At 57.0% G+C, this 24,562-nt stretch carries 21 protein-coding genes and 1 pseudogene; 10 read left to right on the top strand and 12 right to left on the bottom strand.

Annotation, left to right across the window (positions count from 1 at the left end):
* Nucleotides 1–70 precede the first annotated feature (70 nt).
* Both ACYZUA_RS19755 and ACYZUA_RS19750 read right to left on the bottom strand, forming a co-directional pair.
* The gene (locus tag ACYZUA_RS19755) at nucleotides 71–742 is read right to left on the bottom strand and encodes a GntR family transcriptional regulator (RefSeq protein ID WP_176471612.1); all 672 of its coding nucleotides are present in this window, start codon (nucleotides 740–742) and stop codon (nucleotides 71–73) included.
* Between the two features lie 108 nt (nucleotides 743–850).
* A complete protein-coding gene (locus ACYZUA_RS19750) occupies nucleotides 851–2,311 on the bottom strand; it encodes a M15 family metallopeptidase (RefSeq protein WP_461960247.1) in 1,461 nt (486 codons plus the stop codon).
* Between the two features lie 157 nt (nucleotides 2,312–2,468).
* On the opposite strand from ACYZUA_RS19750, the gene ACYZUA_RS19745 reads away from it, so the two are divergent.
* Nucleotides 2,469–2,630 carry a DUF2986 domain-containing protein gene (locus tag ACYZUA_RS19745; protein WP_461960246.1) on the top strand — a complete coding sequence of 54 codons (162 nt, stop codon included), beginning with the start codon at nucleotides 2,469–2,471 and terminating at the stop codon, nucleotides 2,628–2,630.
* 14 nt (nucleotides 2,631–2,644) lie between these two features.
* Here ACYZUA_RS19745 and ACYZUA_RS19740 read toward each other — a convergent pair whose 3' ends face one another.
* The 5 genes from ACYZUA_RS19740 to ACYZUA_RS19720 form a co-directional block, all read right to left on the bottom strand.
* Nucleotides 2,645–3,100, bottom strand: coding sequence for a VOC family protein (locus ACYZUA_RS19740; RefSeq protein ID WP_347805351.1), 456 nt, complete (start codon nucleotides 3,098–3,100; stop codon nucleotides 2,645–2,647).
* 137 nt (nucleotides 3,101–3,237) lie between these two features.
* A complete protein-coding gene (locus tag ACYZUA_RS19735; RefSeq protein ID WP_461960245.1) occupies nucleotides 3,238–4,803 on the bottom strand; it encodes an amino acid permease in 1,566 nt (521 codons plus the stop codon).
* 166 nt (nucleotides 4,804–4,969) lie between these two features.
* Complete coding sequence (locus ACYZUA_RS19730) at nucleotides 4,970–6,130, bottom strand: iron-containing alcohol dehydrogenase (RefSeq protein WP_461960244.1); 1,161 nt, start codon at nucleotides 6,128–6,130, stop codon at nucleotides 4,970–4,972.
* A 3-nt stretch (nucleotides 6,131–6,133) separates the two neighbouring features.
* Nucleotides 6,134–7,525 carry an aldehyde dehydrogenase family protein gene (locus tag ACYZUA_RS19725; RefSeq protein WP_461960243.1) on the bottom strand — a complete coding sequence of 464 codons (1,392 nt, stop codon included), beginning with the start codon at nucleotides 7,523–7,525 and terminating at the stop codon, nucleotides 6,134–6,136.
* 10 nt (nucleotides 7,526–7,535) lie between these two features.
* On the bottom strand, nucleotides 7,536–8,909 hold the full coding sequence (locus ACYZUA_RS19720; protein ID WP_461960242.1) for a glutamine synthetase family protein: 1,374 nt from the start codon (nucleotides 8,907–8,909) through the stop codon (nucleotides 7,536–7,538).
* A gap of 212 nt (nucleotides 8,910–9,121) precedes the next feature.
* Between ACYZUA_RS19720 and ACYZUA_RS19715 the strand changes: the two genes are divergently transcribed.
* Nucleotides 9,122–9,439 carry a carboxymuconolactone decarboxylase family protein gene (locus ACYZUA_RS19715; protein ID WP_461960241.1) on the top strand — a complete coding sequence of 106 codons (318 nt, stop codon included), beginning with the start codon at nucleotides 9,122–9,124 and terminating at the stop codon, nucleotides 9,437–9,439.
* Nucleotides 9,440–9,547: 108 nt separating this feature from the next.
* Here the strand turns inward: ACYZUA_RS19715 and yghX are convergent, their stop codons facing one another.
* A complete protein-coding gene (gene yghX / locus ACYZUA_RS19710; RefSeq protein WP_461960240.1) occupies nucleotides 9,548–10,435 on the bottom strand; it encodes a YghX family hydrolase in 888 nt (295 codons plus the stop codon).
* A 553-nt stretch (nucleotides 10,436–10,988) separates the two neighbouring features.
* On the opposite strand from yghX, the gene ACYZUA_RS19705 reads away from it, so the two are divergent.
* The 7 genes from ACYZUA_RS19705 (at nucleotide 10,989) to ACYZUA_RS19675 (ending at nucleotide 19,502) form a co-directional block, all read left to right on the top strand.
* Nucleotides 10,989–12,422 (top strand): NAD(P)/FAD-dependent oxidoreductase, encoded by a 1,434-nt coding sequence (locus ACYZUA_RS19705; RefSeq protein ID WP_461960239.1) that lies wholly within the window; start codon nucleotides 10,989–10,991, stop codon nucleotides 12,420–12,422.
* The gene (locus tag ACYZUA_RS19700; protein ID WP_461960238.1) at nucleotides 12,419–13,270 is read left to right on the top strand and encodes a HemK/PrmC family methyltransferase; all 852 of its coding nucleotides are present in this window, start codon (nucleotides 12,419–12,421) and stop codon (nucleotides 13,268–13,270) included. Before ACYZUA_RS19705 ends, ACYZUA_RS19700 begins: the two co-directional genes overlap by 4 nt.
* A gap of 22 nt (nucleotides 13,271–13,292) precedes the next feature.
* Nucleotides 13,293–14,564 carry an aminotransferase class I/II-fold pyridoxal phosphate-dependent enzyme gene (locus tag ACYZUA_RS19695; RefSeq protein ID WP_461960237.1) on the top strand — a complete coding sequence of 424 codons (1,272 nt, stop codon included), beginning with the start codon at nucleotides 13,293–13,295 and terminating at the stop codon, nucleotides 14,562–14,564.
* A gap of 43 nt (nucleotides 14,565–14,607) precedes the next feature.
* Nucleotides 14,608–14,943, top strand: a complete 336-nt coding sequence (locus ACYZUA_RS19690) for a chorismate mutase (RefSeq protein WP_461960236.1) — start codon at nucleotides 14,608–14,610, stop codon at nucleotides 14,941–14,943.
* Entirely contained in the window at nucleotides 14,940–17,009 is a 2,070-nt protein-coding gene (gene pabB, locus ACYZUA_RS19685; RefSeq protein WP_461960235.1) for an aminodeoxychorismate synthase component I, read from the top strand. Before ACYZUA_RS19690 ends, pabB begins: the two co-directional genes overlap by 4 nt.
* Nucleotides 17,006–17,878, top strand: coding sequence for a prephenate dehydrogenase dimerization domain-containing protein (locus tag ACYZUA_RS19680; RefSeq protein WP_461960234.1), 873 nt, complete (start codon nucleotides 17,006–17,008; stop codon nucleotides 17,876–17,878). The genes pabB and ACYZUA_RS19680 overlap by 4 nt, the downstream gene beginning before the upstream one ends.
* A 94-nt stretch (nucleotides 17,879–17,972) precedes the next feature.
* Nucleotides 17,973–19,502, top strand: a complete 1,530-nt coding sequence (locus tag ACYZUA_RS19675; RefSeq protein WP_461960233.1) for an MFS transporter — start codon at nucleotides 17,973–17,975, stop codon at nucleotides 19,500–19,502.
* A 70-nt stretch (nucleotides 19,503–19,572) separates the two neighbouring features.
* On the opposite strand, the gene ACYZUA_RS19670 is transcribed toward ACYZUA_RS19675, so the two are convergent.
* From ACYZUA_RS19670 to glcD, 4 genes are read right to left on the bottom strand one after another with little or no spacing between them, the layout of a single operon-like run.
* Nucleotides 19,573–19,974: a heme-binding protein gene (locus tag ACYZUA_RS19670; RefSeq protein ID WP_008157093.1), complete on the bottom strand. Its 402-nt coding sequence runs from the start codon at nucleotides 19,972–19,974 to the stop codon at nucleotides 19,573–19,575.
* Nucleotides 19,975–19,994: 20 nt separating this feature from the next.
* Nucleotides 19,995–21,212 (bottom strand): glycolate oxidase subunit GlcF, encoded by a 1,218-nt coding sequence (gene glcF / locus ACYZUA_RS19665; protein ID WP_461960232.1) that lies wholly within the window; start codon nucleotides 21,210–21,212, stop codon nucleotides 19,995–19,997.
* A gap of 3 nt (nucleotides 21,213–21,215) precedes the next feature.
* Entirely contained in the window at nucleotides 21,216–22,280 is a 1,065-nt protein-coding gene (gene glcE / locus ACYZUA_RS19660; protein WP_461960231.1) for a glycolate oxidase subunit GlcE, read from the bottom strand.
* Nucleotides 22,280–23,779, bottom strand: coding sequence for a glycolate oxidase subunit GlcD (gene glcD / locus ACYZUA_RS19655; protein ID WP_461960230.1), 1,500 nt, complete (start codon nucleotides 23,777–23,779; stop codon nucleotides 22,280–22,282). Before glcD ends, glcE begins: the two co-directional genes overlap by 1 nt.
* A 234-nt stretch (nucleotides 23,780–24,013) precedes the next feature.
* Between glcD and ACYZUA_RS19650 the strand changes: the two are divergent.
* Nucleotides 24,014–24,370: pseudogene (locus ACYZUA_RS19650) on the top strand (GntR family transcriptional regulator); the annotation flags it as partial.
* Nucleotides 24,371–24,562 lie beyond the last annotated feature (192 nt).

The following is a 24,562-nucleotide window of genomic DNA, read 5'->3' as shown; positions in this document are numbered from 1 at the left end:
GTGCGGGGGCTCGTCGGCTTGATGGTTTTATCCAGTGCCGATGACGAAATCGGCACAGTGCGGCGAGCCGTCAGTGGTGGTGAGGCAGGTGCTCGAACAAAGTCTTGCAGACGCCGGCAATGTGCTCGTCGAGCAACTTCACCGCCAGGTCCACGTCACCGGCGCGACAGGCCGCAAGGATTTCCCGGTGTTCGTGATCGGCGCGCTCCTTGCCCGCCGAGAGGCTCATCTGCATGCGCAAGTAGCGCTCAAGTTTGTCGTTGACCGAGCGGATCAGGCCGACCAGAAACGGACGTTGCGCCGGTTCGTAGAGACAAGCGTGCAGTTCCCAATTGAGCTCGGCCCAGCGCCCGACGTCATCTTCGCCGATGAACTCCTGACAGATGCGCTCGGCGCGGGCGAAGGTGTCTTCGGTCATGTTGGGAATGGCCAGGCGTAGCACCTTGTCTTCGAGCAGCATGCGCACTTCGAACATCTGCGCCAGTTCTGCATCGGAAACCCGCGTGACCATCGCCCCGCGATTGCGCTGGAACATCACCAGGCCTTCGGCCTCCAGGCGCTTGAGGGCTTCGCGCACCGGAATCTTGCTGACGTTGAACTGGCGCGCGATGTCGTCCTGGCGAATCGGCTCGTCCTCGGCGAAATGCCCGGCGACGATGGCGTCACGCAGATGACGGGTGATGATTTCCGACGTCGAAGGCGAATTGCCAAGGTCGGGAGCGTTGAGTTTTGTCAGGGCCACGGTCGTGATCGTCAGGATTGAATGGCAGATATGGTATACGAATTTGCACTGAGTGTTCCTTCGGCGATGGACAGGACTTCCAGACACCGTCTGCCAATGCTGACGCTATCAACGCTCGGGAAGGTTCCAGCTCTCGCGAAATTGCTCATATTCCGCCTCGGGCATTTGAACCAGCAGAGGGGACTGGCGAGGATCCAGCCATTCGAACAAACGAGAAATTTCTGTTGGGTCCATGGCCGTGCAGCCCAGCGTCGGGGAGGTGGGACCGCGCCAGATGTGGAAGAAAATGCACGAGCCCGAGGCGGGGGACGGCGGCGTATTGTGCTCGATGAAAATGCCTTTTCGATACGTGTCGTCAGCGCGGCGCATACGTTCGGAGCTGTTCCAGTCTTTCGAAACTGTCGCGCCGTCGACAAGCTCGTTGTAGCGTTTGGAATGGCTGTCATCCACGCATTCGATGGTCGGGGTCAGCGCCAGGTAAGGCAGCTTGGTGTCGGCCGTGCTGTCGTAGCCAAACGCCGTCCCCAGTTTGAACACCCCGGCAGGCGCTTTTCCATCGCCTTCATGTTTGACCGGCCCTTCGCGTTGCTCAACGATGCTCAGGCCCTTGCCCCACGCCAGCCCGCTCGTGCCGACCACCACCGGAAACGACCCTTCGTATTTTCGAAAGGTATTCCCCTGTCGTTCATAGCGTTGGGCTATGCCCTGGATGTCAGTCCAGTTTTTTGTAGTGACCACAATCAGCTGATTGGCGGTGTCGAGAGCGTCGCGTGTACCCAGCGGCGTGATGGGGAAGTCCATGACGTTCTTCGGCGAACCTTCGCCGCTGTAGGTGAAGTGCCACCATTCCTTGGAGTACCCGGTAAATCCTTCTTTTTCCATGGCCCTGCGGAGCTTCTGGCGATTGTCCCTGGCGGCAGCGCTGATCGTCGGGTTGTCGGTATGCGCTCGCTCATCGAAGCAATCGAAACCGGTGCCCATGTCGAGCGCGCCGTCGCGCCAACGCTGGCCATAAGGGGCCGTGCAATCGACTTGCCCGGCTGAAGGCGTCCAGCTATCGGCGGGCAGGGCATCCGGGCCGGTCAGTGTCAGGTCCACGGTTGAGCCTTTGGAGTGGTTCGACACCCGGGCCACGTAACCCAGACGCCAGAAGTCCTGCTTGTCCACGCGCGGATAGAACTCGGCCTTGCGCGGGTCACCCGGCACCAAAGCGAAACGCCCCATATCGGCAACGGCACGGCTCGGTCGATAACAGTCAAACACCTTCAAACCGTAGCCTTGCGCACGCAATGCTGTTTGTACTCGAGCGAGGGCCTTGGCGGCGTCCAGCGATAACAGGCACTGCCCCGCGGCGTAACCGTCGAGTGTGTGCCCGGTGAAGTTGTGAGCGCTGGCATAGCGGATGTCTTGCTCGATGCCCGGATCAATCGTACGCAGATACACCATGTGTTCGGGGCGTGTCTCTGCACCGGCCATGCCGGGCGCGATAATGCTCAGGCAAAGGATCCATCGCCGAAGCGAAAACAGTGTCGAGGAGGGCAGAGGCTGGAGGGTGCAGTGAGGGGGCATGCGAGGCTCCAAAGAGGCCGATTCTTAAGCTGGATCTGGCGGAGGGTCAAGCGGGTGACAGTAATAACGCACGACCCGCGGCACCGGGGCTGCTTCTGCTTTTTTGCGCAAACCACAAGCTGATATCATTCGAAAACTGACAAGCCGAGTAGAAAAAATGAATCGTCGTAAAAAAATACAGCAGTTATTAAAGGCCCACGCCAAAAAGGCCAGGGCCAAATTGGCACCGTCAAGCAAGTCTAAATACATTAGTAAAGCTGACCGATTGAAGCTGGCTGCTGAATCCAGTGACGACTCAATCATTTCCTCTGAGAGCTGATCTATGTAGCTCACTCAGGCAAACGCAGCCTCGATAAATGCCTCCAGCGCCTTGTTTTCCAGGATCTCGATAGAGAAGTGTCCGAAGCGCTTGGGCAACCAGATGATGCGTGCCCCGGACGGGGATTGCAGGTTCGCGCGGGCCAATGGCTCTCCGTTTTCGTCTTCTGGCTGAACACCGGCGACCATCAATTCGTCATAGGCCTTCTCGATGTCCGGTGTCGAGTAGCAGTGGCGATAAATCATCCCCTCGCCCGAGGAGTCCAATAGCTCCTTCAGATTCCCCGCCAACGGCTGTACCAGCATGAAACGCTCCTGGCCGATCAGCGCAATCGCGTAGCGCACGTGCAGGCCACCTCGTTCCCAGACGAGCGTTTTGGAGATCCTGGCTTTCAGTATCTGCGCGTAGTACGCACAGGCTTCTTCGAGGTTCTTGACCAGTACATCGACGTGACTGAACTTCAGTTCCATTGCATGCCTCCTCCTGATCTCGAGATTGTTCAATCACAAACCGGGCTCAGCATGCCATTAACCGCGCTGTTGCGTTGCAATGATCGCTGTGGGAGCAAGCTCGCTCCCACAGGTCCGTATTTTTATGGCTGTGGCGATCAACTTCCAGCCCGCTTATTCAACGCCTCTTCAGCCGCCGCAATCTCAGCCTGACGCTTGACAATCATGTCGCCAATCGGCGGACCCTGGAAGCGTCGGGCTTCAAAACCGAACCAGACGATGGCCGTCAGCACCAGAAAGCCGATGGTGATGTACAGCGCCCAATCGTTCGGAGGCTGGATGCCGATGACGAAAATGATCACCATCGAGAGGATCGAGAGGATGGCGAACACCGAGTACCAGAAACGCCCCATGTTCCACGGCCCCATGGTTGGCCACTTCGACGTCCCGAAGGTAAACAGGCCCAGGATGATGGGAATGACGAAGGAGAAGAACAGGAAGATCACCGTGCAGGACACGACGATGGTATAGACCGGCGTTTCACCGACGGATATCACCGACGATCCCCAGACAAACAACACCGCGAGGGTGGCACCGGTCCAGATCGCCGCCACCGGGCTGCGAAGGGTCGGCGAGACCGAGGACAGCGCTTTGGAGAAGGGCAGGCCGCCGTCACGGGAGAACGCGAAGATCATGCGTGAGACCGAGGTCACCGTCGCCAACCCGCAAAGAAACTGCGAGATGAAAATCGCCACGTACAGCGCCAACTTCACAGTCGGATTGACCTGGGTGTCCATGGCCCAGAAAAACACGCTCCAGCCATGCTTTGCCGCCTCGTCCATGCTCGGCAGCATCAGCACAAACGAACTGAGCATGACCCAGCCGAACAGCAGCGACCAGACGACCGACATGACCATGCCGCGTGGCACCGACATGGCGGCATTTCGGGTCTCTTCCGAGGTGTGTGCAGAGGCGTCATAACCGGTGATGGTGTAGATCGGCAACAGCAGGCCGAGCATGAAAATCCAGCCGTTCGAGACCTGTGGCCAGACGCTGCCGCCAGCCTCGCCGGAATAGTTGCTGAAGGTCCATAACCGGGCGAACTCATAGCTGGGTGCAGAGATCAGGCAGACGATGGTCAGCGCGAGCGCCGTCGCGAAGATCAGATAGCCCGAGAAGTCGGTGAGCTTCGCGGTCAGGCCGATACCCAGGTGGTTACACAAGGCCTGGAGGCCGGTGAGGATCGCCAGGAAAATCACCCGGGTCGTGGTGCTGTCCTCCATTCCCAGGGCCGGTCCGAAGGCGCCGAAAAAGAAGTAATAGGTGCCGACGTTGATCGCGCCGAGCACGGTGACCAGTCCGAGCAAGTTGAACCACGCGGTCAGCCATCCGGTGAAGCGGTTACCGAGAATCGAGCCCCAGTGATAGAGGCCGCCAGCGGTAGGATAGGCCGAGGAAATCTGCGCCATGGCCATGGCAAAAACCCCGGAGATCAGACACCCGATCGGCCAGCCTATGCCGATGGACGCACCGCCTGCACCCGAGGTGCCCTGGGCTAGTGAGTTGATACCACCCGAGAGGATGCAGATGATCGAAAAGGAAATGGCAAAGTTGGAGAAAACGCCCATGCGTCGAGAGAGCTGCTGGGCATAGCCCATGTTGTGCAGCACCTTGACGTCATCGTCTTGCGGCGCGCTCGTGGCGGGCTGGCTTGCTGGATTCATGTTGTGTGCCCCTTGTCAGGTTTTGGTACAGGCCGAACTGAGCCGCCGTAGGCTGCGACCTTGGTTTTCTGTGGGAGCCGAGCTTGCTCGCGATGGACGTTAACGATAACGCGTGCTTTCTGCATAAACGCGTCGCCCTTGAGCCCATCGCGAGCAAGCTCGGCTCCTACAGACGGCCGTGGTACGCCGCCTGGAAAATTTCTGCCGCGCCATTTCGGGTCAATGGCAGCGGGTTGCCGCCGGCGCAAGGGTCGACAATCGCCATGTCCGCGATCAGGTCGGCCTGCCGGTCATCCACTCCCAGCTCAACCAGCGTATGGGGCACGCCGATGTCCTTGCGCAACTTGAGGACGAAGGCCAGAAAACTGTCGAAGCCGGGCGAGGGCAGACGCAAATAAGCCGCGAGGCGGGTGATGCGTTCCTCGATGGCCGGGCGATTGAATTTCAGGACATAGGGCATGAACGTGGCGTTGGTCATGCCGTGATGGGTGTCGTACAGGGCGCCCACCGGATGTGAGAGGGCGTGCATCCCGCCCAGGCCTTTCTGGAAAGCGGTAGCGCCCATCGCGGCAGCCGCGAGCATTTCCGCTCGCGCCTCCAGGTCCGAGGGTGTGTGTACGGCTCGCACCAGGGCATTGGCGACCAGGCGCATGCCTTCGACCGCAATGCCTTCGGCCATGGGATGAAAACCGGGCGCGCAATACGATTCCAGACAATGTGCAAATGCATCCATGCCGGTGCCCGCGGTGACCTTGGCCGGCATGCCGACGGTGAGCGCCGGGTCGCTGATGACCACGCGCGGCATCATCTTCGGGTGGAAGATGATGCGTTTGGTGTGCGTGCGCTCATCGATGATCACCGCCGCACGGCCCACCTCGGAGCCGGTGCCCGCCGTGGTCGGCACCGCAATGATCGGGGCGATGCTGCCTTCGTCGGCGCGGGTCCAGTAGTCGCCGATGTCTTCGAAATCCCATACCGGTCGGGTCTGGCCACTCATGAAGGCGATGAGCTTGCCCATGTCCAGGCCACTGCCACCGCCAAAGGCGACCACACCATCGTGTTTACCGGCGCGCCAGGCGTCGAGCCCGCCCGCCAGATTGGCTTCGACCGGATTGGGCTTGAGGTCGCAAAACAGCGCGACGCCGAGGCCGGCTGCGCGCAAGGCGTCCACTGCTGCGATGGTGATAGGGGCTCGCGCCAGGCCACTGTCGGTAACCAGCAATGGTCGCTGGATCCCTTGGCTGCGGCAGATCTCGGCGAGCTCGGCGATGCGGCCGACACCGAAGCGGATGCTTGTGGGGTAATTCCAGTTCGCGGTCAGGCTCATGGCTCAGATCTCGTGGCGCAAATGGAAGGATTTCGCTCGGGTCAGGTTGTCATAACCCAGGCGCGACAACGTGACGCCGCGCCCGCTGTTCTTCACCCCGGTCCAGGCCAGGGCCGGGTCCAGGTAATCGCAGCGGTTCATGAACACGGTGCCGGTGTCGATCTCGTTGCCCAAGCGTTCGGCGGCGGCAAGGTCTTGCGTCCAGATGGACGCGCTGAGGCCGAATTCACTGTCGTTCATCAAGGCGATGGCTTCGTCGTCGCTGGTCACCGGCATGATGCCGACCACCGGACCAAAGCTTTCCTCGCGCATCACCGACATTTGATGGGTGACGTCGACTAATACTTGCGGCGCGAGGTAGGCGCTGCCCGGTGCGTCGGCAGGAAAATCCTTTGGATTGATCAGCGCCCGAGCGCCTTGGGTCAGTGCTTCGGCGATCTGACCACGAACGAAATCAGCGGCGTTCGGTGTCACCAGCGGACCCAGCGTGGTGGCTTCGTCCAGTGGGTTACCCAGCACGTATTGGCGGGTCAAAGAAACGAAGCGCTCGACAAACGCCGGGTAGATTTTTTCATCGACATAAATGCGCTCCACGGCGCAACAGCTTTGCCCGGAGTTGAAGAAGCTGCCATCCACCAGATTTTCCACCGCATGGTCGAGGTTGGCGTCTGCCCGTACGTAGGTGGGGTCTTTGCCACCGAGCTCCAGGCCCACACCGAGGAAACCTCCGACGGCAGCGTGTTCCATGGATTTGCCGGCTTCGACCGAGCCGGTGAAGTTCACTTGCTGCACGCGTCCAGAGGCAATGATCGCTCCGGTATAAACATGACTGAGCAGCAGGTTCTGGAACAGCCCTTCGGGAAGGTGGGCACGGCGAAACGCCTCGGCGAACCGTTCACCCACCAGCAACGTTTGCGACGCGTGTTTGAGGATGACGCTGTTGCCCGCCATCAGCGCCGGGATAATCGTATTCACTGCCGTTAGATAGGGGTAATTCCAGGGTGCGACGACCAATACCGTACCCACCGGCTCGCGTTTGATACAGCGTCGAAAACCGGCGACGGGCGTGGGCACAAGCGCTGCCAACGCTTCAGGCGCAATGGCGATCATATACCGGGCACGCTCTTCGAAACCGCGCAGTTCGCCAGCGCCAAAGCGCACCGGGCGGCCCATTTGCCAGGCCAGTTCCGGCACGATGTCAGCCTTCATCGCCAGCATCGCATCCACCGCGGCGCTACAGAAGGCGGCGCGTTCGCTCAGTGGCCGGCGTTTCCATTGTGTCTGGGCCGCTTCGGCCGCCGCCAGCGCCTGGTCGATTTGCGCCGCATCGGCGCAGCGGCGTTCGGCATAGACCCGGCCATCGACCGGTGAGATGAGTTGAATGGTTGAAGTCATGATGGCGGTCTCAATAGCGCTCAAAACCGCGCTGCAGTTCCCAGTCGGTGATCCGCCGGTCGTACTCTTTCTGCTCCCATTCGGCGGTGTGCACGTAGTGATCGATCACTTCATCGCCGAACGCTTCGCGCAACATGGTCGAGCCCTGGAGTGCGGCGCAAGCTTCGCGCAGGGTCTTCGAGACTTCAGGCAAGTGTTCATCGACGTAGGCGTCGCCCTCAAAGGGCGGTGCGAGGCTGAGCTTCTCGTCGATACCAGCCAGTCCCGCAGCGATCAACGCGGCGAAGGCCAGATAAGGGTTGAGGTCGGCACCGCCAATACGACATTCGATGCGGATGGATTTACTGCCTTCTGCGCACAAACGAAAGCCCGCAGTGCGATTGTCCCGACTCCACACCGCTCGTGTCGGGGCAAAGGTGCCGGCCTGAAAGCGCTTGTACGAATTGATGTAGGGCGCGAGAAAACAGGTGACGTCGTTGGCATATTTAAGCTGCCCGGCCACCCAGGAACGCATCAGTTTTGACATGCCAAACTCAGCCTTGGCGTCAAAGAACAGCGGCTTTTTACCGTTCTTGTCCCACAGCGAATTGTGAATGTGGCTGCTGGAACCGGCGGCGTCATAACGCCACTTGGCCATGAACGTGATCGCCTTGCCCTGCAGTTGCGCGATCTCTTTGCAGGCGTGCTTGATGATGACGTGATGGTCGGCCATGGTCAGGGCATCGGCATAACGGATGTTGATCTCTTCCTGGCCAGGCCCCCATTCACCCTTGGAGTTTTCCACGGGAATGCCGCTGGCCTGCAGATGCTTGCGAATCGCCCGCAGCACCGGCTCTTCGCGGGTGGTCTGCAGGATGTTGTAGTCCTCGATGTAGTGACCGGCCGTTTTCGGCTTGTGGTAGTTGCGCTCGTGGATGGCCTCGTAGCTCTCGTCGAACAGATAGAACTCCAGTTCCGAGGCGAACATGCCGGTGTAGCCGCGCTCGCGCAGTCGCTCGACCTGCTTTTTCAGGATCGCCCGCGGGCTGTGCGGCAGGTCGCGCCGATGGTGATGATCAAGCACATCGCAGAGCACCAGCGCCGTGCACTCAAGCCAGGGCACCCGTCGCAACGTGGCCATGTCGGGTTTGAGCACAAAGTCGCCATAGCCTTTGCTCCAGCTGGCCGCGGCGTAACCCGGCACCGGTTCCATGTCGATGTCGTCGGCCAGCAGGTAATTGCAGCAGTGGGTTTCTTCATGGCCGCTGTCGATGAAAAACTCGACCTGGAATCGTTTGCCGACCAGTCGGCCTTGCATGTCGACCATGCAGACCAGAACGGTATCGATCTCGCCGGAGGCGGCGGCACGCTTGAGTTGATCAAAACTGAGGAAGGGCTCGGTCATCACGTAGTCCTGCGTGAATTGTTTGGGCCTGTCTGAAATAGCTGTTGCAGACGCTCTCCAGAACAAACCAAAACCTGCAGACGCGAGCATCGTGTGCAATAAGCTGCTGTAAGCGTAGCCTACTGTTGCAGTGTGCAAGTTTCGCAAATCGCAGCCTGATGACTCAGGTGCAAAGTCGCGAATTGATCGACCTCCAACGCGAGGAAACAACCATGGCAAAGAAAACAGAGCACAACACCTACCAACGTCTCGAACAGCAGTACCCGGATTACCTGGCTGCCGTGGAGGCCTTGGGTACGGCGGTGCGTCATACCGGTCCACTGGAAGAGATCGTTGTCCAACTGATCCAGCTCGGTGCCGCGGCGGCCATCCGTTCTGAGGGCGCGGTGCACAGTCATACCCGACGGGCATTGGAGGCGGGCGCTACGCCAGAACAGATCCGTCACACCCTGATCTCACTGACCAGTACGATCGGTTTCCCGACCGTCGTTGCGGCCATCAGTTGGGCGGATGATGTGATTGAGACGTGAACGAGGCCTATTGAGCCGCGTTTGAGCACCTGGCTTGTCTGCTTTCTCGAAACCCGCCATTCATGCGGAATCTGACGACAGTGTAAAAAGCAGACTTCAGCTTCACCATTAAGCCAGATACCGCCGAAACCACCCCAGCGTCCGGTCCCAGGCCAACTTGGCTGCGGCTTCATCGTATCGAGGCGTGGAGTCGTTATGGAAACCATGGTTGGCGCCGGGGTAGATGTACGCCTCATACGTCTTGCCCGCGGCTTTCAGTGCTTTCTCATAGGCGGGCCAGCCTTCGTTGATGCGCGTATCCAGTTCGCCGTAGTGAAGCATCACCGGCGCCTTGATTCGGGCGACATCCTTGGCCTCTGGCTGGCGGCCATAAAAGGACACGGCAGCCCCCAGTTCCGGATAGGCGACGGCCGCCGCATTGGTCACGCCGCCGCCGTAGCAGAACCCGGTGATCCCGACTTTTCCAGTGGTCGCGTCATGCTTCATCAACCACTCGATGGCGGCGAAAAAGTCGTTCATGAGCTTCTCCGGGTCGACGGTCGCCTGCAACTCCCGGCCTTTGTCATCGTTGCCGGGATAGCCGCCCACAGACGTCAAACCATCAGGGGCGAGGGCGATGAAACCTGCCTTGGCCACACGCCGTGCGACATCTTCGATGTAAGGGTTGAGCCCGCGGTTTTCATGCACGACCACCACCGCCGGCACCTTGTCGGTGGCTTTCGCCGGGTGCACCAGATAGCCACGGACCTGCCCGTTGCCCTTGGGGGAGGGATAGGTGATGTACTCGGCAACGATGTCCGGGTCGGTAAATTCAACCTGCTCGGCGAGCGCATAATTCGGACTCAGCGCGGCGAGAAGCGCGCTGGCGGTCAAACCGCCCAAGGTGAACAACGCCGCCCGATCCAGAAACTCTCGTCGGTTGATCTTGCCGTGGGCGTAGTAGTCGTACAGTTCGAGCAGTTCCGGGGCAAAGTCTTTCGCAGTGAGACGGGTCATCTGTGCGCTTCCTCTTGGGCGGGCCGATTGCTCTGTCGGTTGGACAGGGTGGGCGATATCTAACGAGCGTAGCCGCTCACAAACAAAAGAGGCCTTGAAGACTGGGTGAAAACGCGGAGAGGGTGACTCAAGCAAACGCCCGAGATTGTTTGGGGCGCTTGCTTTTGGGTTAGGACGCGACTACCTGGAACTTACTGCTATCGATCGCCACCAGCTCACCTATGGCCAAGCACGAACCGTCAGGAGGGGAGCAAAGTTTTCACACAATCTGTGATGGTCGATTTTTTTGGAGTATTTGTTTTTACTAATTATGTAACTTTTACTAAGTTTTCATAGGCTACTGTTTTTTAAAAGTTAACTGGGCAGTCTGAGGCTTAAACGCGGTGGTTCGGGTTTTTAGCTTCATTGGGATATGTGTAGAATTATTTCGAAGATACAATATGAAACAAATAGTCGGTTGAATCGTAATGTAACGAAATTATAGAAGTGTTCTGTTTTCCAACGAGAAAATTTGATTTTTCTTACATTGCGGGTAATCGTCTGAGGTCAAAACATGGAGTTCGACGTCATTGTTGTAGGTGCAGGAGCAGTTGGTGGGTCAATCGCGTATGAGTTGTCCACGCGTGGTTTAAATGTCTGTCGAGTCGGTAAGACTGATCGTACAAATGCAGCTTCAAGGGCTGCCGGAGCGATGAATGGATGTTTCGGGGAGGTAACAAGCGGCCTGCTTGCAAGTGATTTTGGTCGATTGAAATTAGACATGGACCGACAAGCTCAAAACCTGTGGTCAAGTTGGGCGGAGCGCTTGGCAGTTTCTTCAGGTGATTCCAGTTCGTTGTTTACCGCGATTGGGACCCATGTGCTGCTCAACACTGCCGGCATGGATGAGGTGGACAGTGTTAACTACGACACCATCGAGAGAACCCTTCGTGAATATGGTGAGCCGTTCGAAATTGTTGATCCACGCAAAATTGAGTGGCTGAAGCCCAACCATCTGGTTCGCCCTTTGCGTGGGCTGTACATACCAAACGAGCATTCAGTGAACTCTCATCTTTTGCTGGAGAAACTGGATGCTGCATTTGTCTCCGAGGGAGGCACTCTGAAAAATGAGAACGCCCAACGCGTGTTGGTTGAGGGTGGGGTAGTCACCGGCATTGAGTTATGCAATAGAGAGGTTCTTTGGGCTAAAAAGGTTGTGATTGCGGCAGGCGTTCAATCTTTAGACCTGCTTAGTGATTTCGACGAACTCGTAAAGAAAATTCCACCGTTGTTCAGTGGATACGGCGTGTCAATTCTCGTGAAAATGCCAGAAGGGGTTGAGTTACCGAGTTCTGTCATACGGACGCCAAATCGTGCTTTTGCGTGCGGCTTGCACTGTGTCCCTCGTGGGGACGGCGTTTTGTATCTGGGAGCTACTAATATTATTTCAGAGCGGCCTAAACAACAGGCTCTCATATCGGATGTTCAGTTTTTGCTTGACTGTGCTGTTGATCAGTTGAACCTGGACCTTCATGGCGCTGAAATCATTTCCATACAGGTTGGCAACAGACCAATTCCGGCAGATGGTTTTCCATTGATTGGCGAGTGCGGCATCGAAGGTCTTTGGCTTGCAACAGGCACGTACCGAGACGGCCTGCACCAATCACCATTGCTGGCGCGGTATATAGCTGATTGCCTTACCGATATAGAGACTCCCGATCTAGATCTCAGCCCTTTCAAACCTGTGCGTGCTCCGTTATCTGGGTTTGCCCGCGAGAATACGGTCAGGGAAACGGTACAGCAGATGTTTGCCACAGGATATGAGTATCGTTGGGATATAAAACCTTATTGGTTTCCTTTGCTGGATGAAGGACTGTCGCGCAATTACGAAAAACTTATAAATGACTTGCATCCGTCATTTACGCCTCCGCCGGAGTTGGTCGCATTCTCCTATCTGTATGAGTCAATTTTGAAAAGACTTTCGCAGTATTACAAGGAGTGGTCATGAGTCTTACGGATCGTGAGTATCTTGCTATTAGTCAAGCACGGGCCATGTTGCAAGCGTCTGGTGTCTGGGACTTGGAAGCCGACTTGAGTTGTCTTATAGATCGCTATATCGAACGGATGGATAAAAGCCGTGCGCTCGATGAATTTATGTTAGCGGTTAAAGAGCGCTGTAACCGAATTCCTCTCGGGCATATTGTTGGCATGGTGGAGTTTGACGAAATGCCGCTGGTGGTCGGTACTGGCGTGTTTATCCCCCGCCCTCACAGCAAAATCATTCACAAGTGGCTGGAGACCAGTGCTGCGCTGAGACCGGGAGCTAGTGTTCTCGATTTGTGTGCCGGAAGCGGCGCGATTGGCTTGGCGATCGCACGGCGCAGACCGGATCTGAAAGTGACATGTGTGGAGTTTGATGAGATAGCGATGCAGTACCTCAAGCGCAACATCGATCGACTGGCCTGCAAGGGGGGGAAGGTCAATCACTTGCAGGCAGACATTCGCGACAAACAGGCATTTACGCGATTCACAGATCAGGTTGGTTTGATTGTCGCTAATCCTCCGTACGTCCCACAGTCCCAAGAGTTGTTACCTGAGTGGAGCGATCACCATCCACGGGAGTCGGTCTATTCCGGGGTGGATGGGCTTGAACTGATACGGCAAATCATCTCGCTCGCAAACCAGTTACTTAGTCGTGAAGGTTGGCTAGTCATTGAACATGGCGAGGAACAGGCCAGAGAGGTGCGTGAACTGTTCAAGCAGAGTCAGCTGACAAATACACAAACTGTAATCGATAAGGAAGCGTCCGACGCCTCGGGCAGCTCAGTAATGACCATCGGATGCAAATCTCATTGATTTTCAGAAAGGAGCTTTAGCTATGGATGTGCAAACTAGACAAGACTGGATGAGCATTCGTCGCGGCAACACCACTGGTGCATTGGCGAAGGCTTACGAGGAAGGGCTGACAGGTTTTACGGTTGCGAGTCGTGTGGGTAAGCACATTACCTTGCAGGACGGAGGCACATTCACAGAGTTCGTTTCCTGTTCGTACTTGGGCTTGGAAACCCACTCTGCATTGATCGATGCCGCACACCAGGCTATGGAAACTTCCGGACTGCACCTGTCGTCTTCTCGAAGTGCAATGCGCCCAAGTTACCTACCTCAACTGGAAGAGTTGCTTGCTCAGATTTACAGAGGTTGCGGCGTTGCGGTGTTTACTTCTACCAGCAGTGTCCATTTAGGTGTTTTACCGTTGCTGGGGAGTGGTTCGTTGAGTGGGTATCCGGTCAAAAAACGAATCCACTGGCTGATGGATAAAACCGCCCATGCTTCGATGCAGGTACTTAGGGGGATTTTGGAGCAGTTCGGACCTGTTTCTAGAGTTGAGTCCACCAGCCAAGAATCAATGACCACAGCGCTGAAAGTCTGCACCGACAAAGGTGAAACTCCTGTGCTCTTGATCGATGGAATTGGCTCGATGAGTGGTCTTGTACCCATCGCCGAGCTCTCTCGGCAGCTAGAGTTGGCACAGGGATACCTATATGTAGACGATGCTCATGGTATTTCGATCGTCGGACGTCATGGTGCGGGATATGCCTTTTCAGCGGTTGATCACTCATTACCTGCAAATATTATTCTGGCAGGGTCTCTCTCCAAGGCATTTGGTGGCGCGGGTGGTTTTGTCGTGGTTTCAGATCCACGGGATGTTGAAGTTATCCGAACCCTGGCCAATCCGCTGATATTTGGTCATTCCATTATGGTGCCCATGTTGGCGGCTAACGTTGCCTCGGCGAAGATCCATCTCAGTGAAGAGATCGATATGCTGCAACGGCGACTTTGGGAAAATGTCGCCCTCTTTGATTCCCTCACCGACAACCAGTTGCTCAACGCAGGTATCCAGTCACCTGTCAGAGGAGCCTTCTTTGAAACAGAGGAGGCCGGCTTGCAGGCTGCGAGAACCCTGCGTGACCAAGGCATGCTGCTCTTTCCGGTGTTTTACCCAATCATTGCCAAAGGCAAAGCGATGCTGCGTTTTGCAATTTCAGCAGACCACAGTGGCAAAGACATCAAGTTATTGGGAGCTGCTCTAGGGGCTATGACGAGCAAGGGGTTATGGACGCCTGCTATCAATGAGCGGGATCACGCCTGACTGACGACTCTCTACCAGAAATTGTCAAACGGAGGTGCAAAAGATGAAACAACAGGGACAGTTATCACAGACAGGCACGTCTAACATTTTGCAGCCGCAGCGGGAGCGGCTTGACTCGATAAATTTGCAAGTTGTCGACCTGCTTTCTGAGCGAATGAAAGTGTGTATGGACATTGCCGAGCTCAAAGCCGTCCATGGCATTGCGATGATGCAACCCGGACGAATTTCCTACGTGCTCGATATGATTAAGACTAGGTCGGAGGCGGTAGGATTGAGGGCAGAATACACCGAGTCGATATTCAAACTGATTATAGAAGAGACGTGTATTCAGGAAGATGTCCTGATCAATCGGTGTCTGGCTGAGGGGCGACCTTCATGAAAATATTGCTGATTGATAACTTTGATTCCTTCACCCAGAACATTGCTCAGTATTTGTATGAGGTGACAGGTATTTGCGCGGATGTAGTCAAAAATACCTTTTCGTACAATGAATTGGGCATCGAAAAATATGATGCTGTAGTGCTGTCGCCCGGTCCAGGGCACCCCGGTCAAGAGGCTGATTTCGGTGTGTGCGGTGACGTCATTCTTCGTTCTCCTGTCCCGTTGCTTGGTATTTGTCTAGGACACCAAGGCATCGCTCAATTTCTTGGGGGGACTGTGGGGTACGCTCCCAGCCCTGTGCATGGCTACCGCAGTCGGATTACTCATTCCGGTAAAGGGCTCTTTCGAGATTTACCGGAGCAGTTCGAAGTGGTCAGATACCATTCGTTGATGTGTACCAGCCTCCCAGCAGAGCTCCAATGTACGGCTTGGACATCTGAAGGTGTGGTCATGGCAATCGAACATGTCACTAGACCGGTTTGGGGTGTTCAGTTCCACCCCGAATCCATCGATTCAGAATATGGCCATGCGCTATTGAGCAACTTCATACGCATGGCGTTGGAACATAACGTCAGTGCTAGAGCTCACTTAGAATCCGACACGGAATGTACCTCATCAAAAGATGCATACCTCGCGGTAGGGGGGATGCTGAATATGCAGCTTACCTACCGTGAGTTTTCCAAATGCACGGATCCACTAGCAGTATTTTCAACGCTCTATGCAGATGATCGTTATGCTTTTTGGCTAGACAGCGAGAAGTCAGAAAGACCTAATGCCCGCTACTCGATCATGGGTAGTGGGGAGGCGCAAGGAGCGATAAGGCTTGAGTACGATGTCAACGATGAGTGCCTGAAGCTTGAGGGCCCCAAAGGTAAAAAAAGTATCAAAGGAGACTTTTTTACACTGATTGCACAGATCTTCGAAGCTGTGCAGGTGGCGACCCCTCAGTACTTGCCGTTTGTTTTCAAGGGCGGTTTTGTTGGCTTTCTCGGTTACGAATTGAAAGCTTTGGCGGGTGGACGCAAAACTTACCGTTCGGTCTATCCGGATGCTTCATTCATGTTTTCGCCGCATTTCTTTGTCTTTGATCATCATGAAGACAAGGCCTATGAATGCCTGATGACTGCGACTGGCGATGCTGTGGATTGGCCTTCCTTACCTGATTTTCTCCATCGTAATGATGAGTCAGCTGGTCATTGCAATTCGTTTATTCCAGGTGCCGTAGATCAGCTGAAGCTCTCGCTTGAGGACGGGCCAGATGATTACATCAGTAAGATCAATCAATCTCTCAAGTACATCACCGATGGGGAGTCATACGAGATCTGCCTGACCAATAGGGCAAAAATGGCTTACAGCGGTGCGCCTTTGAGTGCTTATTGGCGAATGCGCGAGGCTAGCCCCGTACCCTACGGTGCCTACCTCTCGTTTGCAGGATTTTCAGTATTAAGCGCTTCGCCCGAAACCTTTCTCAGAATCGATGACAGCGGATTGATCGAGTCCAGACCGATCAAGGGAACTAGGCCGCGTAGTAAACAGTTCGCAGAGGACCAAATACTACGGGATGAGCTACGTAGCTCGGCCAAGGATAGGGCCGAGAACCTAATGATTGTAGATTTGGTGCGCCATGATTTGAATCAAGTGTGCCGTCCAGGGAGCGTTCATGTTCCTGAGATTTTCTCAGTGGAAAGCTTTTCCTCGGTCCACCAACTTGTCTCAACAGTTCGTGGGCACCTTCGCTCGGATATTTCAACGATCGAAGCTATTCGAGCCTGTTTCCCGGGAGGCTCAATGACGGGAGCTCCGAAGAAACGCACGATGGAAATTATTGACGTATTGGAGTCCTCTGCCCGTGGTGTCTACTCAGGCGCATTAGGCTGGTTATCTTTCAGTGGTGGAGCGGAGCTGAGTATTGTCATCCGAACAGCAGTGCTCCAGGGTAACGAGGCGAAATTTGGAATTGGTGGCGCGATAGTTGCGCACTCTGATCCACAGCAAGAGCTTGAAGAAACGTTGGTCAAGGCTAGCGTGCCTTATTACAGTTTTGTCGCAGGGAGCGAATCATGATGAGCGACACGGTTGTCGTGTTGGGAGGAGCGGGTTTGGTTGGCTCAATGATCAGCCGCATTCTTATGCAATATGGATACGATGTCCGGGTGGTGGATCGGAGGCCTCCCGAACAGGAAAGTGGCTTCTATGAAGTCGATGTCACAAGTCCGTTCAGCAACACCGGTCACATCTTCCAAGGGGCGGTGGCAGTGGTCTTTGCATTGCCCGAAAACGTGGCTATTCGGGCAATACCTTGGGTTGTTGACTCCGTTTCGAACGATGTTGTATTCATACCGACTTGTTCTGTTCAGGAGCCTTTTTACAGAGCATTGAAGAATGCTTCGTCCCAGCAGCCTTTCGTCGGCGTCAATCCGATGTTTTCACCCAAGCTCTCCGTTCAGGGACGCACCGTCGCAATTTGTCTGGAAGATGGCGACTCGCCTTCGACTTTCATCGAACAGCACTTGATGGGGGCTGGGATGAAGATAAAGCGAATGACGCCGGTGGCCCATGATGAACTCATGGCGCTATGTCAGGCGCTGCCCCATGCCGCAATTCTCGGGTTCGGTTTGGCGTTGGCAAGGTCTTCACTTGATCTGGAAAGCGCTCTTGAAGTGATGCCACCACCGATGCGGACAATGATGGCGTTGCTGTCCCGGGTTCTGGTCAATCCGCCTGAAGTCTACTGGGATGTACAGCTTGAAAATGACCAGGCCAACCACCAGCGCGCCGCGCTGGCGGAAGGGATGGAACGCTTGATGAGTAATGTCTCTAATCAGGATTTTGACGAGTTCAGATGCGACTTACGGGGCGTTTCAAAGGCTTTGGGTCGTCGTTTGAACTCAGGGGCCGTCGATTGTCAGCACGTTTTTTCATTACTGAACTGACCGAGTCCTCGCCATGGAAGCGCGCTGGGTTCGTTTCACGGGTGCATTGCGAAATCTCCCGTGAATACTTTGAGGAAGATAAGGAGCTTGGCTAATGCCGCTAATAAGTGAGACAGCGCAACACAGAGCAAAATCAAAACGATGGTCAGCCCTAACCGTGCTAATGCTGCCAGTACTACTGGTGACCGTAGACAATACGGTGCTTGGATTCGCGTTACCAAAGATTGCCGAGGCCCTGAGTCCGAGCGCCAGTCAGCAGTTATGGATGATCGATGCCTATTCGCTGGTATTGGCGGGATTACTGGTGTCCATGGGTAGTTTGGGCGATCGAATCGGTCATCGAAAGTTGTTACTGGCCGGGTCTTTGGGTTTTGTCATTGTGTCGGTGCTGACTGCCTATTCCCAAACGGCCATGCAACTGATTGCCGGTCGAGCTTGCATGGGAATTTTCGGTGCGATGTTGATGCCCTCTACTTTGGCATTGATACGCTCGGTGTTTCTGGATCGAGAGGAGCGCAGGGTAGCTGTCGCGATCTGGGCAACAACGCTGACGGTAGGATCAGCACTCGGTCCTTTGGTCGGTGGAGTTTTGCTGGAGTTTTTCAGCTGGGGGGCGATTTTCCTATTGGCGATACCCGTATTGGTGCCGTTGTTGGTATTGGGGCCGGTGTTGTTGCCCGAGTCCGAGAAAGACTGTTCAGGGCCATTGGATCCGCTAAGTATTCTGCAATCGATGGTTGCCCTCAGTGCCATCGTTTACGGCATTAAACTCAGCGCCAGTAATGGGGTCGACGGGATGGCACTGACAGCATTTGTGGTGGGCACGGTTGCTGGATGGATGTTTGTGCATCGGCAGTTACGTCTGCCTGTGCCGCTGATGGACCTGAGCCTGTTCCGAAGTGGCACCTTTAGCGGTTCCGTACTAATCAATCTGATGAGCCTCGCGTTCCTCGTCGGCTTTGTGTTCTTCACCACTCAGTTCTTACAGATCGTCCTTCAGATGTCCCCGTTGAATGCCAGCTTTGCGTTAGTACCTGGTCAGATCATGGCGATCGTAGTGGGAATGGCCGTCGTGCCTGTAGCGCGGCGAGTACCGGTGTATGTGCTGGTGCCGGTTCTGATGGCGTTTGCCGGGGTGGCGTTTTTGTTGGTTGCCAGCATCGGCAGCAGTCTGATCGTTCTGGTGGTGGCTTTTGCCTTGCTGAACATTGGCGTGGGCGCGATCGCGACGGTATCCAACGATGTGATTTTGTCGGCTGCACCGCCGGAAAAGGCGGGTGCAGCGTCGGCCATTAGTGAAACAGCCTATGAAGTGGGTGTGGTTTTGGGGACTACGGTGCTCGGTGGTCTCGTCACTGCCTACTATCGCGGTGCATTGCAGCTTCCGGGCTTTTTGACCGAGGTGCAGACGATGCAGGCGAGTGAGACGCTATCGGGTGCTAATCATGTAGCGGTGCAGTTGTCAGGAGATCAGGCAAGAGAGCTGATGACGCAGGCGGGAAGTGCATTCGAGGGTGGAATTAATCTGGCTTCGTGGGTGACGTTCGGCTTGGCACTCATGGCGATTCTAATTGCCTGGCGCGCTCTGCGGATACCGAAGACAAAACTTGCTGAAGGGCAGTAATCGAAAACGAACGTCGGGCCGTTTATCACACAGCCCGGCTATTTCAGCACTCAGCTCAAATCAGTTCGGATCAGTTCAGGCATTGCGCTCCGGCCTTGGCCACCTGCGCATCCTGCTCGGCTTTGACACCGGACACCCCGACTGCGCCGATCACCTGGCCGTCGACGATGATCGGTACGCCGCCCTCAAGGGATGTCAGCAATGGCGCGGACAAAAAGGCATGGCGCCCGCCATTGACCATCTCTTCATAGCCTTTGGACTCGCGCCGACCCAGAGCCGAGGTGCGGGCCTTCTCGGTGGCGATGTAGGCGCCAATCGGAGCGCAACCGTCTAGGCGTTCGAGGGCCAGGGGATGGCCGCCGTCATCGACAATCACGATGGTCACGGCCCATTGGTTGTTCTGCGCTTCGGTGCGTGCCGCCGCGAGGATTTGGCTGACTTCGGTCTGGCTCAGTACGGCTTTGCTTTTCATGGGAACTCTCCAGTGCTCGGTTATGGCAAGGCGGCTTCGACCAGTTCGATCCAGTGCCTGACAGGGGTTCGGCCCGCACCGTCGAGGTGGGACTGACAGCCGATATTGGCCGTGACAATGACTTCGGGGTGTCCGCTTTCCAGTGCATTGAGCTTGTTGTCGCGCAGTTGCCGGGACAGTTCGGGTTGGGTCAGCGAATAAGTGCCCGCCGAGCCGCAGCACAGGTGACTGTCGGGAACCGACGTGAGGTTGAAGCCCAGACTCGTCAGAATCGCTTCCACCGCACCACCCAGTTTCTGCGCGTGCTGCAAGGTGCAGGGGCAATGGAACGCCAGGCGCTGGGCGCTGTGGATACCGAGCTTTTCCAGCGGCTCGTCGCGCAGCACTTCGACCAGATCCTTGGCCAGCGCACTGACCTTTTTCGCCTTCTCGGCGTACGCCGGGTCGGTGCTGAGCAGGTGGCCATAATCTTTGATGAACGCGCCGCAACCGCTGGCGGTTTGCACGATGGCTTCGGCACCGTTTTCAATGCTCGGCCACCACGCATCGATATTGCGGCGGGCGCGATTCAGGCCGGCCGCCTGAGCGTCGAGGTGATAATCCACGGCGCCGCAACAGCCCGCCTCGCGGGTCGGCGTGACGCTGATCCCCAGTCGATCCAGTACTCGGGCGGCGGCCGCGTTGGTATTGGGTGACAGACTCGGTTGCACGCAACCTTCGAGCATCAGCACCTGCCGGGTGTGGCGAGTGACCGGGCGCGGCTTGGCCGGATAGACGCGGCGAGGCAACTTTATCTGCAAGGTGTTGGGCAACAACGCCCGGAACACCTGACCGCTGCTGACCAGCCCTTTGAACAGCGCAGGATTGGGCACGACGCTACGCAGCCCTTCGCGCAACAAACGCTGACCGAGTGGGCGCGGCACCGCCGCATCGACCACCGCCCGGCCGATGTCCAGCAAGTTGTGGTAGTCAACGCCGGAAGGGCAGGTGGTTTCGCAGTTACGGCACGACAGGCAGCGATCCAGGTGCTGTTGGGTCTTCTGCGTGACTTCGTTGCCTTCCAGAACCTGCTTGATCAGGTAGATGCGGCCTCGCGGTCCGTCCAGTTCATCGCCCAGCAACTGATAGGTCGGGCAGGTGGCATTGCAGAAACCGCAGTGCACGCAGGTGCGCAGGATGCTTTCGGCTTCTTCGGCGCGGGGCAGTTGGCGGGCTTGTTCGCTCAAGGTGGTCTGCATGGGTCAAAGCTCCGCGTACAGGCGCCCGGGGTTGAAGATGCCCCGGGGATCGAGTTGTTGCTTCAAGTTCCGGTGGTAGCGCATCAATGCGGCAGGCAACGGTTGAAACGGGCTGTCGATCAGGCCATGGGTATAGCAGGTCACATGCCCGCCGACTTCTTCGACGATCGAGCGAATGAACGCTGCCTGCGCGTCGGATTTGAGCCAGCGCTGCGCACCGCCCCAGTCGAGCAACTGACGGCCAGGCAGGGAAAGCCGAGCCGTGTTGTGAGGGACGGACAGACGCCAAAGTGCCTGGTCCTCATCGAAGAAGCTCAATCGATGCTCGTTAAGATCGTCCCAATACGAGGCGTCGAGCAACTCGCCGCCCAATCGGTCATGAGCCGCCGCCACCGAGCCTTCGCCCCCCTCAAGCCGCAGGTGCAGGCGCTGCCCATCGTGGCACGCGGCGCTGATCGGCAGCGGCTGTTGCCCCCATTCGGCGAGGCGCAGCAAGGCGCGATCGCTGTCCATTTCCAGGCTGATGCTTAAAGCTTGACGCGGTTTGGGCAGGACCTTGAGCGAGACTTCGGTGATCACACCGAGCGAGCCGTAGCTGCCGGCCATCAAGCGCGACAGGTCGTAACCGGCGACGTTTTTCATGACTTCGCCACCGAAGCGCAAATGCTTGCCGTGGCCAGTGATGACCCGTGTCCCGAGGACGAAGTCCCTGGCGGAGCCCGACCAGGGGCGCCGCGGCCCTGACAGCCCGGCGGCGATCATGCCGCCGATGGTCGCGCCGTCGCCGAAGGAGGGCGGTTCGCAGGGCAACATCTGCTGTGCCGCGTCCAGCACTTGAGCCAGTTCTGCCAACGGGGTGCCGCAGCGGGCGGTGATCACCAGCTCGGTCGGGTCGTAGCTGACGATGCCTCGGTGGCTGCGCGTGTCGAGCACTTCGCCCGCCACGATGCGCCCAAGAAACGCCTTGCTGTTGGAGCCTTGAATGCGCAGCGGCGTGGCGTTTTGCAGCGCCTGGTTGACCTGTTCCAGCAGCGAGGCGCTGTCGTCGATATCGTGTTCGCTGCGCATCAGAAACGCTCCAGCTCAGGGAAGGGCAGCTGACCCATGTGAACGTGCATGGCGCCGAACTCGGCGCAGCGGTGCAGCGTCGGGATGTTCTTGCCGGGGTTGAGCAGGCCGCTCGGATCGAAGGCGGCTTTGACGGCATGGAACACGGTCAGCTCATCGCTATTGAACTGCGCACACATCTGATTGATTTTCTCCCGGCCCACGCCGTGTTCGCCGGTAATGCTGCCGCCGACTTTCACGCACAATTCGAGGATCTTGCCGCCCAGGGTTTCAGCGCGATCGAGTTCGCCCGGTTGATTGGCATCGAACAGAATCAGCGGGTGCATGTTGCCGTCACCTGCGTGAAAAACGTTGGCCACCCGCAGGCCGTACTCGGCCGACAACGCGGCGATCGCCTGCAGCACACCGGGCAACTCGCGACGCGGAATCGTCCCGTCCATGCAGTAATAATCCGGCGAGAGACGGCCCACTGCGGGGAAGGCATTCTTGCGCCCGGCCCAGAAACGCACGCGTTCGGCTTCATCGCGGGCCTGGCGTACTTCGGTGGCGCCGGCCTGTTCCAGCACCTGGCGTACGCGGTCGCAGTCATCATGAACGTCGGCTTCAACGCCATCGAGCTCGCATAACAGAATGGCTTCGGCGTCGACCGGATACCCCGCGTGGATGAAGTCTTCGGCGGCGCGAATGGCCAGGTTGTCCATCATTTCCAGGCCACCGGGGATGATGCCGGCAGCAATAATGTCACCCACCGCGCGACCCGCTTTCTCGACGGAATCGAACGCCGCCAGCAGCACTTTGGCGGTCTGGGGTTTGGGCAGCAGTTTGACCGTGACCTCGGTGATGACCCCGAGCATGCCTTCGGAACCGGTGAACAACGCCAGCAGATCGAAGCCCGGAGAATCGAGCGCCTGAGAACCCAAGGACAGGTGTTCGCCGTCGACGGTGAGGATGTCGACCTTGAGCAGGTTGTGCACAGTCAGCCCGTACTTCAGGCAATGCACGCCACCGGCGTTTTCCGCCACATTACCGCCGATTGAACAAGCGATCTGCGAGGAAGGGTCCGGCGCGTAATACAAGCCAAACGGCGCTGCAGCCTGGGAAATCGCCAGGTTGCGCACCCCCGGCTGAACCCGAGCGGTGCGGGCGGCAGGGTCGATGTGCAGGATGTTGTTGAAACGCACCATCACCAGCAGCACGCCTTTTTCCAGCGGCAATGCTCCGCCCGACAAACCGGTGCCGGCACCGCGGGCGACCACCGCGACCTGCCGCTCATGGCAGAGTCGAAGCACGCCTTGCACTTCGTCAATGTGGCGCGGCAGCACCACCAGCATGGGCGTGGTGCGGTAAGCAGAAAGTCCGTCGCATTCGTACGGTTTGAGCTCTTCCTGTTGATGCAGGACTTCCAGATCCGGCCACTGCGTTTGCAGGGCTTGCAACAGGGCGGTTCTGTCGACATCAGGCAGGACGCCATCGACGCGTTCATCGTAAAGAATGTTCATAGTCGGTTGACGACCCTCAGTTGTTTTTATAGGAGGTCTGTGTCCGTTTACCACTGACTTGCATCATTGGCCTGAGGCGTTCTACTGTCTATGTGTTGTTTGGCTGGTCGAACAAGTTTTTTATTCGATGGTTTTTTATGGGTGCAAATAAACAGTTTTAAAACATAGGTTTATGGTTGTACTTGAACATTTGTGGGTTTGCCGGTGAGGCTGGTCATACCCGTTGGAGAGTCGATGGAAAAGGCAGAAACGAGCCGTAATCCGCAAGTCGCCGACGTGGTCTGTGAACGCATCGAACGGCTGATCGTGGACGGGGTACTCAAGACCGGGCAGTTGTTGCCGTCGGAGCGTCGTCTGACCGAAAAACTCGGCGTTTCCCGCACGGCACTTCGTGAGGGCCTGAAGCTGTTGCGCGCTCGCGGGATTATCAAGACAGAGCAGGGCAAAGGTTCATTTGTTGCCGATCTTTCGGGTCACGTTGCCGCGTCGCCGCTGAAGCACTTGTTCAGCTCTCAACCCCGAACGCTCTACGATTTGTTCGAAGTCCGCAGCCTGCTCGAGGGCGAGTCCGCACGCCTGGCAGCCTTGCGCTCGCTGACGGACTTGCTGCTGAACCCCTCACCCACCCAAGTGTAGGTCCGCCGGGTTGCCCACTGCGCCTTTAAGCGTACGCATTCCCCTGTGGGAGCGAGCCTGCTCGCGAAGGACGTCAACGAAGACGCGTGCTGTCTGAATGAACGCGATGTCCGGACTTTTTTCGCGAGCAGGCTCGCTCCCACAGGT

It is taken from the genome of Pseudomonas sp. LS2P72 (assembly GCF_054897865.1).
This window is presented reverse-complemented; position numbering and strand designations above follow the sequence as displayed.